Source organism: Pseudomonas sp. RIT778 (assembly GCF_019718735.1).
GTDB classification, from domain to species: Bacteria; Pseudomonadota; Gammaproteobacteria; order Pseudomonadales; family Pseudomonadaceae; genus Aquipseudomonas; species Aquipseudomonas aphyarum.
This window is the reverse complement of the sequence record NZ_JAIHBA010000054.1, coordinates 1-13785: the sequence shown is the minus strand read 5'-3', so window position 1 is coordinate 13785 and position 13785 is coordinate 1. Positions and strand designations below refer to the sequence as shown.

The window sequence follows — 13785 nt, the reverse complement described above, 5'->3', positions numbered from 1 at the left end:
GGCATATACCCGAGTTTCAATAGCCGATCCGAAATTTCCTACTAAAAAAGTCAACGATTCACTTGGGCTGAACTTTGTTCCGGCGTCTATCCTCAGAAGCCTTGCAGGCAAAAACCACGACGGCGCGGCGTTTCGCGCCCGATTTGAAGGAGGCACACATGGCTATCGTGAAGAAGGCATCCGCGCATTGGGAAGGTGACCTGAAAACCGGCATCGGCTCGATTTCTACCGAAACCGGCGTCCTGCGTGAAGCGCCCTACGGCTTCAAGGCACGCTTCGAGGGCGGCAAGGGCACCAATCCGGAAGAACTGATCGGCGCCGCCCATGCGGGCTGTTTCTCCATGGCGTTTTCGATGATTCTCGGTGACGCCGGGCTCAAGGCCGACAGCATCGACACCCAGGCCGAGGTCACGCTGGATCAGGTGGATGGCGGCTTTGCGATCACCGCGGTGAAACTGATCCTCAAGGCAAAAATTCCGGGAGCGACCCAGGCGCAGTTCGAAGAGCTGAGCAACAAGGCCAAGGAAGGTTGCCCGGTGTCCAAGGTGCTGAATGCGAAGATCAGTCTCGACGCGTCGCTGGTTGGCTGACGGATTGAGCCGGATCAGAACCCGCCAGGCAAAAATGTGGTCGAATAAATGACAGCAGCTTTCGCGCATCTTCGTGCGCGCTGCTTCGATGGAGCTTCAACCATGAAACGTTTTGCCTTGGCGGTTATCTGTGGCGTGCTGGCAACGTCGGCCTTCGCAGCGCCCAAAGACTGCGAAGAACTCAAGCAAGAGATCGAAATCAAGATTCAGGCGAATGCCGTGCCCTCCTACACCCTGGAGATAGTCTCCAAAGAGGAGGCTGAAAAACACGACATCGCCATGATTGTCGGCACCTGCGACTACGGCACAAAAAAGATCATCTATCAGAAGAACGACCGCTGATCCGCCTTAGATGATGCAGTTGACCTCGCGGTCTTCGGCAACGATTTCCCGCTTGTCGTTGTACAGGCGGGCACTCGGGGTAAACGCCAGCGAACGGCCTTCGAGCAAGTAACGCTGGCCCGCCTCGAAATGATCGTAGCGGATGGTCAGATAGCACAGCCGCTCAACGGGGCCGGTCATCAGGCTGCCGCCTCCGCCGAACACTTCAAAGTCGAAGCGCACCCGCAGCTCGTGGCTGCCGGGGGTGACCTGGAAGAAACGTCCGTCAGTCAGCCGCCTGTTGTCGAGACGCTCGGCCATCAGCAGTTTGCCGCCGGGGGTTGGCGTAGAGAATTCGACCCAGGCCATGTTCGGGTCGACGGGGGGCAACGGTGTCTGGCACCCGGCGAGTACGCCTGCGGCCAACAACAGCATCAACGTGCGCATGATGGATGTCCGTGAGTTCGGACATCCAGCATAACGCCGATCAGGTTCGCTGGCAGCCCGCCGGCGTGCCCTGGCCCACCACGTTGCGTTGTTGGTCATAGAGCTTGGCCCACGGACGGAAACCGATGCTTCCCGCCTGCAACTGATAACGCTGGCCGGCGTTGAAATCCTTGAATTTCACGTTCAACTGACAATCGCGCCACAGCGGCTCGGCATCCGGGCCGATGTTGGTCGCTTCGACCGGGAATTGATAACGCACCGTCAGCTCATGACTGCCGGGCTGCACTTCGAAGTAACGATGATCGACGGCAGCCTTTTTGTCGACTTCCAGCGCCTGCAACGCCGTGTCCTGTTGCCGGGCATCCAGATCGATCCAGGCTTGCGAGGGGTCAGGGGACGGCATTCCGAATCCGGCACAACCGGCCAGCGTCAGCACGCTTCCTGTCAGTATCAACATGCGCATAGCGGAGCTCCAATGGGCGGGATAGTCTTGGGCAGACTTTCCGGTGGGATTTCTTATTTTGATCAGGCCGCTTCCAAGCCATGGGTTACTTGATCGCGTTTTGCGGGTTTTGTTTCCGGGTGTGATGATTTTGTTGCTCAACGGTTGCTCAAGCCTGAGCTATTACAGCCAGCTGGCCAGCGGTCAGCTGCAGCTTTTGCGGGCGCGGGAGCCGGTGGCCAAGGTGATCGCCGACCCGGCTCGCGATGCCAGACTGCGCGCTCACCTGGCCCAATCCCAGAAAGCCCGGGCTTTCGCCAGCGAACACCTGCATCTGCCGGACAACCAAAGCTATCGCCTCTATGCCGACATCGGTCGGCCGTTTGTCGTGTGGAATGTGTTCGCCACTCCGGAGTTTTCCCTGAGCCCACAGAACCATTGCTTCCCGATTGCCGGTTGCGTGGCCTATCGCGGCTATTACAGCCAGAGCGCGGCGCGGGGTGAAGCCGCGATTCAACGTCTGCAAGGCATGGACGTGTCGATCGGCGGCGTCGAGGCCTACTCGACCCTGGGCTGGTTCAACGACCCGATCCTCAATTCGATGATGGGCTGGGGCGACGAGCGTCTGGCGACGCTGATCTTCCATGAGCTGGCCCACCAGCGTTTCTATGTGAAGGACGACACCGAGTTCAACGAGTCCTTCGCGACCTTCGTCGAGCAGGAGGGTACGCGGCAGTGGCGAGCGTTTCGTAACTTGCCCCCGGAAAACGACTCGAAGCTGAAGCAACGGGATCAATTCATTCAGTTGATCCTCGATACCCGCTCACGGCTTGAAAAACTCTATGCACAACCATGGGCGACGGCGCAGATGCGCGAGCGCAAGGCGGCGGAGTTCGAACGGTTTCGACACGACTATCGAGCGATGCGCGATGGCCAGTGGGCCGGCGACAAACGCTATGACGCCTGGGTCAATGCGCCGTTGAACAACGCACGGCTGTTGCCGTTCGGGCTGTATGACCAGTGGGTGCCGGCGTTTTCGGCGTTGTTCAGGCAGGTCGAAGGGGATTGGCTGAGGTTTTATGCGGAGGTGGAGAGGTTGGGTGAGTTGCCAGTAACTGAGCGCAAAGCGGCACTGAAAGCGTTGGTAGATTCGAAAGTCTGAGTGGCTGAAAGGGCCTCTTCGCGAGCAAGCCCGCTCCCACATTGTTTTTGTGTTGAACACAGACCCAATGTGGGAGCGGGCTTGCTCGCGAAGGCTATCTGATCAGCGCTGCAAAAACGCCTGATGCAACTCCGCCAGCGTCTCGAAGTGATACGCCGGCGCTTCCGCGCTCAGCTCTTCATGGCTGCCAAAACCGTAACCCACGGCCGCCGCATCCAGCCCGTTGCTGCGAGCACCGATCAGGTCATGCTTGCGGTCACCGATCATCAACGTATTGGCCGGATCCAGCCCTTCCTCGGCCATCAAGTGGGCAATCAGCTCGACCTTGTTGGTGCGGGTGCCGTCCAGTTCGCTGCCGTAGATTACCTTGAAGTGTCTGGCGAAATCGAAGTGCCGGGCGATTTCACGGGCGAACACCCACGGCTTCGACGTCGCGATATACAGCTGGCGGCCCTGGCCGCTCAGGGTTTCCAGCAACGGCGTGACGCCCTCGAACACCCGATTCTCGTACAGGCCGGTGACCTTGAAGCGCTCGCGATAGAAATTCACCGCCTCCCAGGCTTTCGCTTCATCAAAACCATAAAACTGCATGAACGCCTGCAACAGCGGCGGGCCGATGAAGTGTTCCAGTCTGGTCAGGTCCGGCTCATCGATGCCGAGTTTGCTCAAGGCGAACTGGATGGAACGGGTGATGCCCTCACGCGGGTCGGTGAGAGTGCCGTCGAGGTCGAATAGAACGGTCTGGTAATGCATGAAAAATCCCGGGCAATAGAGAGAAAAGTCAGAGCTGGTCGTAGCCTTCGGCCAGATGCAGGTCCTTGAGCTTCACGTAGTTCGCCGCGCTGTAGGTGAAAAAGGCGTTTTCCTTGTCGGTCAGCCGGCGAACCTGCTTCACCGGGCTGCCCACGTACAGAAAACCGCTTTCCAGACGCTTGCCCGGTGGCACCAGGCTGCCGGCGCCGATGATCACATCGTCCTCGACCACCGCGCCGTCCATGACGATGCTGCCCATGCCGATCAACACGCGGCTGCCCACAGTGCAGCCATGCAGCATGACCTTGTGGGCGATGGTCACGTCATCGCCGATCAGCAGCGGGAAGCCATCGGGATTGAACGGGCCGGCGTGGGTGATGTGCAACACGCAGCCATCCTGCACGCTGGTGCGCGCGCCGATGCGGATGTGGTGCATGTCGCCGCGGATCACGGTCAGCGGCCACACGGAGCTGTCTTCGCCGATTTCGACGTCGCCGATCACCACCGCGGAGCCGTCGACAAAAGCGCCTTGGCTCAAGCGTGGGGTGTGATTCTGGTACTTGCGAAGGGACACGATTAGTTCTCTCTCTGTCGCCGATAGCTGCGGTGGGTGTCGATTGTAATTAAGATGGGCGCATGTTTCTTCCAGCCAAGGTGCCAACCGTGAGCGTGAACAACCCTCTTCTGCAGTCCTACGACCTGCCGCCGTTCTCCGCGATCCGTGCCGAACACGTGCAGCCGGCCATCGAAACCATCCTGGCCGACAACCGCGCCGCCATTGCCGAAATCCTCAAGACCCAGGGCCAGAACCCGACCTGGGCCGGGCTGGTGCTGGCGATGGACGAACTCAATGATCGCCTGGGCGCAGCCTGGAGTCCGGTCAGCCACCTCAATGCCGTGTGCAACAGCGCCGAACTGCGTGAAGCCTACGAGTCGTGCCTGCCGGCATTGAGCGCCTATTCCACCGAAATGGGCCAGAACCGCGAGCTGTTCCAGGCTTATGAAGCCCTGGCCAACAGCCCGGAAGCCGCCGGTTTCGACGTGGCGCAAAAAACCATCCTGGAACATGCCCTGCGCGATTTCCGCCTGTCGGGTATCGATCTGCCGGAAGCCGAACAGAAACGCTACGCCGAAGTGCAGAGCAAACTGTCCGAGCTGGGCAGCCGCTTCTCCAACCAGTTGCTCGACGCCACTCAGGCCTGGACCAAACACCTGACCGACGAAGCCGCCCTCGCCGGCCTGACCGATTCGGCCAAGGCACAAATGGCTGCCGCCGCACAGGCCAAAGGCCTCGATGGCTGGCTGATCACCCTGGAATTCCCGAGCTACTACGCGGTGATGACCTACGCCCAGGACCGTGCGCTGCGTGAAGAAGTCTACGCCGCCTACTGCACCCGTGCGTCGGATCAAGGCCCGAACGCCGGCCAGAACGACAACGGCCCGGTGATGGGCGAAATCCTCGACCTGCGTCAGGAACTGGCCAAACTGCTCGGTTTCTCCAGCTTCTCCGAACTGAGCCTGGCGACCAAAATGGCCGAGTCCAGCGATCAGGTGCTGAGCTTCCTGCGTGATCTGGCCAAGCGCAGCAAACCGTTCGCCGCCCAGGATCTGCAACAGCTCAAGGCTTACGCCGCCGAACAGGGCTGCGCCGATCTGCAAAGCTGGGACAGCGGTTTCTACGGTGAAAAACTCCGTGAACAACGCTACAGCGTCGCCCAGGAAACCCTGCGCGCCTACTTCCCGATCGACAAAGTGCTGGGCGGCCTGTTCGCCATCGTTCAGCGCTTGTACGGCATCGAAATCGCCGAACTGAAAGGTTTCGACACTTGGCACCCGGATGTTCGCCTGTTCGAGATCAAGGAAAACGGCCAGCACGTCGGCCGCTTCTTCTTCGATCTCTACGCCCGCGCCAACAAGCGCGGCGGTGCCTGGATGGATGGCGCCCGCGACCGTCGTCGCACCGTCGACGGCGTACTGCAAAGCCCGGTGGCCAACCTGGTGTGCAACTTCACCCCGGCCGACAGCGGCAAGCCTGCGCTGCTGACCCACGATGAAGTGACCACCCTGTTCCACGAATTCGGCCATGGCCTGCATCACCTGCTGACTCGCGTCGAGCATGCCGGCGTATCGGGCATCAACGGCGTGGCGTGGGACGCGGTCGAGCTACCGAGCCAGTTCATGGAAAACTGGTGCTGGGAGCCGGAAGGCCTCGCGCTGATTTCCGGCCACTACGAAACCGGCGAGCCGCTGCCGCAGGATCTGCTGGAAAAAATGCTCGCAGCGAAGAACTTCCAGTCCGGCCTGATGATGGTGCGTCAACTGGAGTTCTCGCTGTTCGACTTCGAACTGCACGCCACCCACGGTGACGGCCGCAGCGTTGCGCAGGTGCTCGAAGGCGTGCGCAACGAAGTCTCGGTAATGCGTCCTCCGGCCTACAACCGCTTCCCGAACAGCTTCGCGCACATCTTCGCCGGCGGTTACGCGGCGGGTTACTACAGCTACAAGTGGGCGGAAGTACTGTCGGCAGATGCCTTCTCGAAGTTCGAAGAAGACGGCGTGCTGAATGCCGACACCGGTCGCGCCTTCCGCGAGGCAATCCTGGCCCGTGGCGGCTCGCAGGAACCGATGGTGCTGTTCGTCGACTTCCGTGGCCGTGAGCCGTCGATTGACGCACTCTTGCGCCACAGCGGCCTGAGTGAGGACGCGGCAGCATGAGTGAGGCACCCGTGAAGACCAAAAAACGCTTTATCGCCGGGGCGGTCTGCCCGGCGTGCAGCGAGCCGGACAAACTGATGATGTGGAGCGAGGACGATGTCCCGCACCGCGAATGCGTGGCGTGCGGCTACAGCGATACGCTGAATGCCCAAGGGCTTTCGGTACCGAAAGAACTGGGCACGAGGGTCAACACCAGCGCGCTCAAGCCGGCACCGGACAAAACGGTTCAGGCGGTGCAATTCTTCCCGAATCCGAAGCTGAAGAAAAAGCCCGACGAGCAGCACTGATCCAGAACCACCTTCCCCGATTCGTCGGTGGAAGGTGGTATTGGCTTAACACCTGTCCCCCGCACTTGCTTCGTAGGCTGGCCCTTTGTGCCACGCCTCGAAGGAAGCTGCCATGCCCGACACCAATCCCCTCCTGCAACACTGGACGCTGCCACCGTGGCCAGCGATTCGAGCCGAGCACCTGCTGCCGGCCGTCAACGGCATCATTGCCGACAACCAGCGAGTCATCGCCCAGGTGATCGCCAGTCAGACCGAACATCCCGGCTGGGATGATCTGGTGCTGAGCATCGACGAGGCCGACGCGCGCCTCGGTGAACTCCGCTCGATTCTCGAAACGTTGTCGATGGTCAGATCCGACGATGCCACCTGGCTCGTGGAAAGCGCCAAGGCGCATCTGGCGATCAATCAGTATCGCTCCGAAAAAGCCCGAAATCGCCCGTTGTACGAGGCTTACCAGCGTTTGGCGCAGAGTTCGATCGCCGGCAGTTTCGATGAGTCGCGCAACATTGCACTGTCGCGGATTCTGCGCCGATTCAAGCAGTCGGGCATCGAGCTTCCTGCTGAACAGCAACAGGAACTGGCGCGGTTGAACCGCGAGATCGGCGGGCTGGAGTACGTGTTTCTGGACAACCTCGAGCGCTGGACCGAGGCGTGGAGCAAACGTATTGACGATATTGCGCTGCTCGCGGGCTTGTCGCCAGCGATGAAGGATCGTCTGGCGCGCGCCGCACGCGAGGCCGGCCATGACGGCTGGCTGATCCGGCTGGACCAGAACACCTGCCAGCACATCCTCAAGTACGCCGAGAACCGTGCCTTGCGAGAGGAATGCTACGTTGCCTACATGACCCGCGCCTCCGGTCGGGGCCCACTGGCCGGCCGCTTCGATAACGGCCCGGTGCTGAAGAAACTGCTCGCCCTGCGCCAGCAGAAAGCCCGTTTGCTCGGCCATGAAAACGCCGCGCAACTGAGCCTGGTCAAAAACAGCGCCGGGACGACCGCATGGGTCAGTCGCTTTCTCCAGCGTCAGGCGGCGCAGCTGACACCTGCCCTCGCGCAGGATGCAAAACAACTGGCGGCCTTTGCGCCGCAATGCGGAATCGACCGGGTCCAGCCATGGGACGAAGATTTCCTCGCCGAACAATGGCGCCAGCAGCAGTTTCCCGGTGCGCTGGAAAACCTGCGGGATTACTTCCCGCTCGAAGGCACCCTGCGCAGGCTCTTTCTGTTCTGCGAACGGATGTTCGGGATCCGCATCGTCGAGCGATCCGGTGGCGGCCACTGGCATGACGATGTGCGCCTGCTGGAAATCAGCGAGCACGAGCAGGTCATCGGCTATATCTACCTCGACCCGTTTCACCGCGACAACGCGGTGGACTTCGCCGGCACCTCCACGCTGCGCAATCGCCGGATCAACGCCGAAGGCCGCCCGGCGCTGCCGATTGCCCTGCTTTACAGCAATTTCACACCGGCCACCGATACCCATCCGTGCCGGCTCGAAATCGACGATCTGCGGGTGCTGTTTCATGAGTTTGGCCATTGCCTCCAGCACGTGCTGACGCGCTCGCCCCATCACAGCCTGTCCGGCATCCTGCAACTGGGCCATGAAGCGGCGGAGTTTTCCGGGCAGTTGTTCGAGCAGTGGTGTTTGTCGCGGGAGTTTGTGTTGTGGCTCGGCGCGCATTTTCGGACCGGCGAACGCTTGAGCGCCGCACGGGTCGACGCGGCACTGTCAGCTACTCAGTCCCATTCCAGCCGGCAACAGGCCTTGTTGCTGATGGGGGCGATGATCGATTTCGAGCTGCACCTGACCCACGGCGATGGGCGCTCGGTCGAGGAGGTTTGCAACGATGTCCAGCGCAGCCTGGGTCCTCTGCAACTGCCGGACGATCACCGGTTCGCCAATGGATTCGATTACATGGTGACCCAGTACGACGCTTCGGTTTACGCCTACGTCTGGTCGGGCGTGCTCGCTCAGGAAGCGTTCAAGCGCTTCAGCCGGGACTGGGTGTTCAACACGCAAACCGGCCGTGAGTTTCGCGCCACGTTCTTTGCGCCGGGTGCCGGGCGTCCGTTGCTGGACGCGGTGGAAGCGTTCGTCGGCCGGCCGGTCGCCGGCCTCGTTGACGGAAAGACCGGACGAGTTACTTCAGATTGACCGTCTGAAACCAGCTCTTCATCGAGCACGTGGCAAACGCGCTGGTGCTGCAATCGCCATTGGCCAGCGCGGTACGCAATTTATCGACATCGGCCTGCATCACGTAGCGCACGCTGTCCCGGAAGTGCCCACTCTCACCAAAGCCGCCCTGGGTCATTTCGTTCAGGGCGTCTTCCTTGCTCCAGCCCTGCACGACGATTCGGTACATAGCCGCCATCAGGCCGGTGCGATCGGAGCCGTGCTTGCAGTGCATCAACACCGGGCCATCGGCTTCGGCGGACTGGATGGCACGCAGGGTCTTGAGCACATCACTGTCGTCCACGTGATTGGTGCGATAGGGCAATTGCACCTGATGGATACCGGGGGCTTTCAGCCAGCTGGAATCCGCTTCCGGCAGGAAGTTGATGACCGTGGCCACCTTCAGGTTGTTCAGCAACGGCACCGCGCCGTCATCCGGGAGCGCGCTGCGGTACAGCGTGGGCGACATCTGGAAGAGGTTGTATTGCACTTCTACCGGTTGCGCCCACTCGACGGGACGGGAAGCCGTAGTTTCCGCGGCCTGAGCGGGAATCCAGCTGAACAGCGCAAACAGCGACAAACAGAATGCGGAGGAAAAACGCGTCAGGAACATGCTTTACGGTGACCGTGTGGGTTTCGTCAGTGAGGACCGCAGCTTGCGAGCCTCGCAGTCAAATCCCTGTGAGGCGCTTGTAAAAGAATCGTGAAGACATCGGTTCCCTTGGTCGAAAAGCGGTCTTTTTTTGGCTGAATCGGTTCATCCGGTTGCTTAGCCTGCTACCATTTGTCACATCATGTTGCAGACGCGTCCCCCTTCTCCCGGTCATTCCGGCCACGTCGCAGCCAGAAAATTCTTGAGCCGTTCGCAGAAACGGCTGACAACCATCAATGCCTGATGAGGTGCATCCCCATGTCTGATGAAGATCGAGACAACCCGCGGCGTGAGTTTTTGCGCAAATCCCTGACCCTTATTCCGGTCGTCACCCTCGCCGGTAGCGGTCTCGGCAGCACGGTGCTGCAAGCAGCGCCTGAAAGCGCGCCTGCCACAGCCCCGGCAAAATCGGCTGCCGTTGAAGCCAGCACTTATCAGCCGAGCTACTTCACCGCCGAAGAGTGGGCATTCATCAATGCCGCCGTCGCGCAGTTGATCCCCAACGATTCGCAGGGTCCAGGTGCACTCGAAGCTGGCGTGCCGGAATACATCGACCGTCAGATGAATACCCCGTACGCCGCCGGTGCCCTTTGGTACATGCAGGGCCCGTTCAATGCCGACGCCGCGCCGGAGATGGGCTGGCAGAGCAAACTGGTGCCAAAAGAGATCTATCGCCTCGGCATCGCCGCCACGGATCAGTGGGCAAAATCCATCAACGGTAAAACATTTGCCGAGCAAGACAGCGCTACCCGAGACGATCTGCTCAAGCAGCTTGAAGCCGGAAAACCGCAATTCGACGCGGTTCCGGCGAAGATTTTCTTCAGTCTGCTGCTGCAAAACACCAAGGAAGGGTTCTTCTGCGACCCGATCCACGGCGGCAATAAAGGCATGGTCGGCTGGACCATGATCGGCTTCCCCGGCGCCCGCGCCGATTTCATGGATTGGGTGGAACGCAACGAGCAGTACCCCTTCCCGGCAGTTTCGATTCGCGGCGAGAGGGCGTGAGCATGGCAACGGTAATGAAGAAGGTCGACGCAGTGATCGTCGGTTTCGGCTGGACAGGCGCGATCATGGCCAAGGAGCTGACCGAAGCGGGACTCAACGTGCTGGCGCTGGAACGCGGACCGATGCAGGACACCTACCCGGACGGCAACTATCCCCAGGTGATCGACGAACTCACCTACAGCGTGCGGAAAAAACTCTTCCAGGACGTTTCCAAGGAAACCGTCACCATCCGTCACAGCGTCAACGACATCGCCCTGCCGAACCGCCAGCTGGGCGCGTTCCTGCCGGGCAATGGCGTGGGCGGCGCCGGTTTGCACTGGTCGGGCGTGCACTTTCGGGTCGACCCGATCGAGTTGCGCATGCGCAGCCACTACGAAGAGCGTTACGGCAAAAGCTTCATCCCCAAGGACATGACCATCCAGGACTTCGGCGTCAGCTATGAAGAGCTGGAACCGTTCTTCGATTTCGCCGAAAAAGTCTTCGGCACCTCCGGCCAGGCCTGGACCGTAAAAGGCCAACTGGTCGGTCAGGGCAAGGGTGGCAACCCGTACGCACCGGATCGCTCGAACCCGTTCCCGCTGGAAGCGCAGAAGAACACGGTTTCCGCACAGCTGTTCGGCAAAGCGGCTACGGAGGTTGGCTACAAACCCTACAACCTGCCTTCCGCGAATACTTCAGGGCCGTACACCAACCCCTACGGCGCGCAGATGGGCCCGTGCAACTTCTGCGGTTTCTGCAGCGGCTACGTTTGCTACATGTATTCCAAGGCCTCGCCGAACGTGAACATTCTGCCGGCGCTGAAACCGCTGCCGAATTTCGAACTGCGGCCTAACGCTCATGTGCTGCGGGTCAACCTCGACAGCACGAAAACCAAGGCCACCGGCGTCACCTACATCGACGGCCAGGGCCGCGAGATCGAGCAACCGGCGGATCTGGTGATCCTCGGCGCATTCCAGTTGCACAACGTGCGCCTGATGCTGCTCTCCGGCATCGGCAAACCGTACGATCCGGTCAGTGGCGAAGGTGTAGTCGGGCGCAACTTCGCCTACCAGAACATGGCCACCATCAAGGCGTTCTTCGACAAGGACACCCACACCAACAACTTCATCGGCGCCGGCGGCAACGGTGTGGCGGTGGATGACTTCAACGCCGACAACTTCGATCACGGGCCGCATGGCTTCGTCGGTGGCTCGCCGATGTGGGTCAACCAGGCCGGCAGCCGACCGATCGCCGGTACCTCCAACCCGCCGGGCACTCCGGCCTGGGGCAGTGCGTGGAAACGCGCGACCGCCGATTACTACACCCACCAGGTGTCGATGGATGCCCACGGCGCGCATCAGTCCTACCGTGGCAACTACCTCGATCTGGACCCGGTGTACCGCGATGCCTACGGCATGCCGCTACTGCGGATGACGTTCGACTGGCAGGAAAACGACATCAAGATGAACCGCTTCATGGTCGAGAAAATGGGCAAGATCGCCGAGGCCATGGGCCCGAAAGCCATCGCCGTGATCGGCAAGAAAGTCGGCGACCACTTCAACACTGCGTCGTACCAGACCACCCACCTCAACGGTGGCGCGATCATGGGCACCGATCCGAAGACCAGCGCGCTGAACCGTTACCTGCAGAGCTGGGACGTGCACAACGTGTTCGTTCCGGGCGCCTCGGCGTTCCCGCAAGGCCTGGGTTACAACCCGACCGGGCTGGTTGCCGCGCTGACCTACTGGTCGGCGAAAGCGATCCGCGAGCAATACCTGAAAAACCCCGGCCCGCTGGTTCAGGCTTAAGGAGCGATGACCATGAAGACTCTCGTTATCGCGACCCTGGCCCTGCTCGGCAGCACTGCCGTTCATGGCGCCGAAGTTGATCAATCCTTGATCAAACAAGGCGAATACCTCGCCCGTGCCGGCGACTGCGTGGCCTGCCACACGGCCAAGGACGGCAAGCCGTTCGCCGGTGGCCTGCCGATGGAAACCCCGATCGGCACGATCTACTCGACCAACATCACCCCGGATAAAACCGGCGTCGGTGACTACAGTTTCGAGGATTTCGACCAGGCCGTGCGCCATGGCGTGGCCAAAAACGGCAGTACCTTGTACCCGGCGATGCCGTACCCGTCCTACGCCCGCGTCAGCGAAACCGACATGCAGGCGCTTTACGCCTACTTCATGCACGGCGTGGAACCGGTGGCGCAGGAGAACAAGGCCAGCGACATCCCTTGGCCATTGAGCATGCGCTGGCCGCTGATGGGCTGGCGCTGGCTGTTCGCGCCGAAGGTCGAGGACTACAAACCGGCGTCGGACGATGCCGTCGTCAGCCGTGGGGCGTATCTGGTGGAAGGCCTCGGACATTGCGGCGCCTGCCATACGCCACGGGCCCTGACCATGCAGGAAAAATCCCTGAGCGCGGCCGAAGGCAGCAGTTTTCTGTCAGGCAGTGCGCCGCTGGAAGGCTGGATCGCCAAGAGCCTGCGCGGCGACCATAAGGACGGTCTCGGCAGCTGGAGCGAAGAGCAACTGGTGCAGTTTCTCAAGACCGGTCGCAGCGACCGCAGTGCGGTGTTCGGCGGCATGAGCGACGTGGTCACCCACAGCATGCAGTACATGACCGACGCCGACCTGACCGCGATTGCCCGTTACCTGAAATCGCTGCCGGCCAATGATCCTGCCGACCAGCCGCACCAGTACGATGAGAAAGCCGCCAAGGCCTTGTGGAACGGTGACGACAGTCAGCGCGGCGCCTCGGTGTACATCGACAACTGCGCGGCGTGCCACCGCACCGACGGCCACGGCTACACCCGAGTGTTCCCGGCGCTGGCAGGTAATCCGGTGCTGCAATCGGACGACCCGACCTCGCTGATCCACATCGTGCTCAAGGGCGGCACCCTGCCTGCAACGCACACGGCGCCGTCCACCTTCACCATGCCGGGCTTCGCCTGGCGTCTGTCGGATCAGGAAGTGGCAGATGTCGTGAGCTTTATTCGTGGAAGTTGGGGTAACAAGGCATCCCCTGTCACCGCGAAAGATGTTTCCAAGTTACGTACCGACGATATGACTACAACATCAGCCGGCGATCTTGGACAAGTAACCAGCCACAACTAAGCGCCATAACCCCTGCATGATTAATCATGCAGGGTTATTGATTCAATCGCTGTTACGGATTGGTAATACTGGCATAGGCTTTGGCCAGGGCAACCAGTTTGGCTCGATCCTGCTCACCGATTTCACCGTCACGATCC

The 13785-nt window shown here is 60.8% G+C and carries 14 protein-coding genes; 9 read left to right on the top strand and 5 right to left on the bottom strand.

From position 1 onward, the window contains the following. Positions 1 to 158 precede the first annotated feature (158 nt). Together K5E37_RS27995 and K5E37_RS27990 are read left to right on the top strand one after the other, a co-directional pair. On the top strand, positions 159 to 590 hold the full coding sequence (locus K5E37_RS27995; RefSeq protein WP_007953923.1) for an OsmC family protein: 432 nt from the start codon (positions 159 to 161) through the stop codon (positions 588 to 590). Between the two features lie 102 nt (positions 591 to 692). Further along, complete coding sequence (locus tag K5E37_RS27990) at positions 693 to 932, top strand: DUF1161 domain-containing protein (RefSeq protein WP_221535703.1); 240 nt, start codon at positions 693 to 695, stop codon at positions 930 to 932. A 6-nt stretch (positions 933 to 938) separates the two neighbouring features. Here K5E37_RS27990 and K5E37_RS27985 read toward each other — a convergent pair whose 3' ends face one another. Continuing rightward, complete coding sequence (locus tag K5E37_RS27985; RefSeq protein ID WP_007953944.1) at positions 939 to 1358, bottom strand: hypothetical protein; 420 nt, start codon at positions 1356 to 1358, stop codon at positions 939 to 941. A 40-nt stretch (positions 1359 to 1398) separates the two neighbouring features. Continuing rightward, positions 1399 to 1821 carry a hypothetical protein gene (locus K5E37_RS27980; protein WP_085606435.1) on the bottom strand — a complete coding sequence of 141 codons (423 nt, stop codon included), beginning with the start codon at positions 1819 to 1821 and terminating at the stop codon, positions 1399 to 1401. A 58-nt stretch (positions 1822 to 1879) separates the two neighbouring features. On the opposite strand from K5E37_RS27980, the gene K5E37_RS27975 reads away from it, so the two are divergent. Further along, positions 1880 to 2962: an aminopeptidase gene (locus tag K5E37_RS27975; RefSeq protein WP_221535702.1), complete on the top strand. Its 1083-nt coding sequence runs from the start codon at positions 1880 to 1882 to the stop codon at positions 2960 to 2962. Positions 2963 to 3064: 102 nt separating this feature from the next. Here K5E37_RS27975 and K5E37_RS27970 read toward each other — a convergent pair whose 3' ends face one another. Next, complete coding sequence (locus K5E37_RS27970; RefSeq protein WP_221535701.1) at positions 3065 to 3715, bottom strand: HAD family hydrolase; 651 nt, start codon at positions 3713 to 3715, stop codon at positions 3065 to 3067. A 28-nt stretch (positions 3716 to 3743) separates the two neighbouring features. Continuing rightward, on the bottom strand, positions 3744 to 4289 hold the full coding sequence (locus tag K5E37_RS27965) for a gamma carbonic anhydrase family protein (RefSeq protein ID WP_085606429.1): 546 nt from the start codon (positions 4287 to 4289) through the stop codon (positions 3744 to 3746). 89 nt (positions 4290 to 4378) lie between these two features. Between K5E37_RS27965 and prlC the strand changes: the two genes are divergently transcribed. The 3 genes from prlC to K5E37_RS27950 all read left to right on the top strand — a co-directional run bounded on the left by prlC (position 4379) and on the right by K5E37_RS27950 (position 8872). Continuing rightward, entirely contained in the window at positions 4379 to 6430 is a 2052-nt protein-coding gene (gene prlC / locus K5E37_RS27960; protein WP_289204171.1) for an oligopeptidase A, read from the top strand. Continuing rightward, entirely contained in the window at positions 6427 to 6717 is a 291-nt protein-coding gene (locus K5E37_RS27955; protein WP_007953955.1) for a YheV family putative zinc ribbon protein, read from the top strand. The genes prlC and K5E37_RS27955 overlap by 4 nt, the downstream gene beginning before the upstream one ends. Positions 6718 to 6829: 112 nt before the next feature. Beyond that, complete coding sequence (locus tag K5E37_RS27950; protein WP_221535699.1) at positions 6830 to 8872, top strand: M3 family metallopeptidase; 2043 nt, start codon at positions 6830 to 6832, stop codon at positions 8870 to 8872. Here the strand turns inward: K5E37_RS27950 and K5E37_RS27945 are convergent. After that, positions 8859 to 9503 carry a dual specificity protein phosphatase family protein gene (locus tag K5E37_RS27945; RefSeq protein ID WP_221535698.1) on the bottom strand — a complete coding sequence of 215 codons (645 nt, stop codon included), beginning with the start codon at positions 9501 to 9503 and terminating at the stop codon, positions 8859 to 8861. The genes K5E37_RS27950 and K5E37_RS27945 overlap by 14 nt on opposite strands. Before the next feature lie 297 nt (positions 9504 to 9800). Between K5E37_RS27945 and K5E37_RS27940 the strand changes: the two genes are divergently transcribed. From K5E37_RS27940 to K5E37_RS27930, 3 genes are read left to right on the top strand one after another with little or no spacing between them, the layout of a single operon-like run. Then, positions 9801 to 10547 (top strand): gluconate 2-dehydrogenase subunit 3 family protein, encoded by a 747-nt coding sequence (locus K5E37_RS27940; RefSeq protein ID WP_085606424.1) that lies wholly within the window; start codon positions 9801 to 9803, stop codon positions 10545 to 10547. 2 nt (positions 10548 to 10549) lie between these two features. Continuing rightward, a complete protein-coding gene (locus K5E37_RS27935) occupies positions 10550 to 12334 on the top strand; it encodes a GMC family oxidoreductase (protein ID WP_007953975.1) in 1785 nt (594 codons plus the stop codon). A 12-nt stretch (positions 12335 to 12346) separates the two neighbouring features. Further along, a complete protein-coding gene (locus tag K5E37_RS27930; protein ID WP_221535697.1) occupies positions 12347 to 13648 on the top strand; it encodes a cytochrome c in 1302 nt (433 codons plus the stop codon). Positions 13649 to 13785: the final 137 nt, after the last annotated feature.

What these genes read in the sequence shown, in the direction of transcription:
- K5E37_RS27995 (WP_007953923.1), top strand. Translation starts at nt 159, where the DNA reads ATGGCTATCGTGAAGAAGGCATCCGCGCATTGGGAAGGTGACCTGAAA.
- K5E37_RS27990 (WP_221535703.1), top strand. Translation starts at nt 693, where the DNA reads ATGAAACGTTTTGCCTTGGCGGTTATCTGTGGCGTGCTGGCAACGTCG.
- K5E37_RS27985 (WP_007953944.1), bottom strand. Translation starts at nt 1,358, where the DNA reads ATGCGCACGTTGATGCTGTTGTTGGCCGCAGGCGTACTCGCCGGGTGC.
- K5E37_RS27980 (WP_085606435.1), bottom strand. Translation starts at nt 1,821, where the DNA reads ATGCGCATGTTGATACTGACAGGAAGCGTGCTGACGCTGGCCGGTTGT.
- K5E37_RS27970 (WP_221535701.1), bottom strand. Translation starts at nt 3,715, where the DNA reads ATGCATTACCAGACCGTTCTATTCGACCTCGACGGCACTCTCACCGAC.
- K5E37_RS27955 (WP_007953955.1), top strand. Translation starts at nt 6,427, where the DNA reads ATGAGTGAGGCACCCGTGAAGACCAAAAAACGCTTTATCGCCGGGGCG.
- K5E37_RS27950 (WP_221535699.1), top strand. Translation starts at nt 6,830, where the DNA reads ATGCCCGACACCAATCCCCTCCTGCAACACTGGACGCTGCCACCGTGG.
- K5E37_RS27945 (WP_221535698.1), bottom strand. Translation starts at nt 9,503, where the DNA reads ATGTTCCTGACGCGTTTTTCCTCCGCATTCTGTTTGTCGCTGTTTGCG.
- K5E37_RS27940 (WP_085606424.1), top strand. Translation starts at nt 9,801, where the DNA reads ATGTCTGATGAAGATCGAGACAACCCGCGGCGTGAGTTTTTGCGCAAA.
- K5E37_RS27935 (WP_007953975.1), top strand. Translation starts at nt 10,550, where the DNA reads ATGGCAACGGTAATGAAGAAGGTCGACGCAGTGATCGTCGGTTTCGGC.
- K5E37_RS27930 (WP_221535697.1), top strand. Translation starts at nt 12,347, where the DNA reads ATGAAGACTCTCGTTATCGCGACCCTGGCCCTGCTCGGCAGCACTGCC.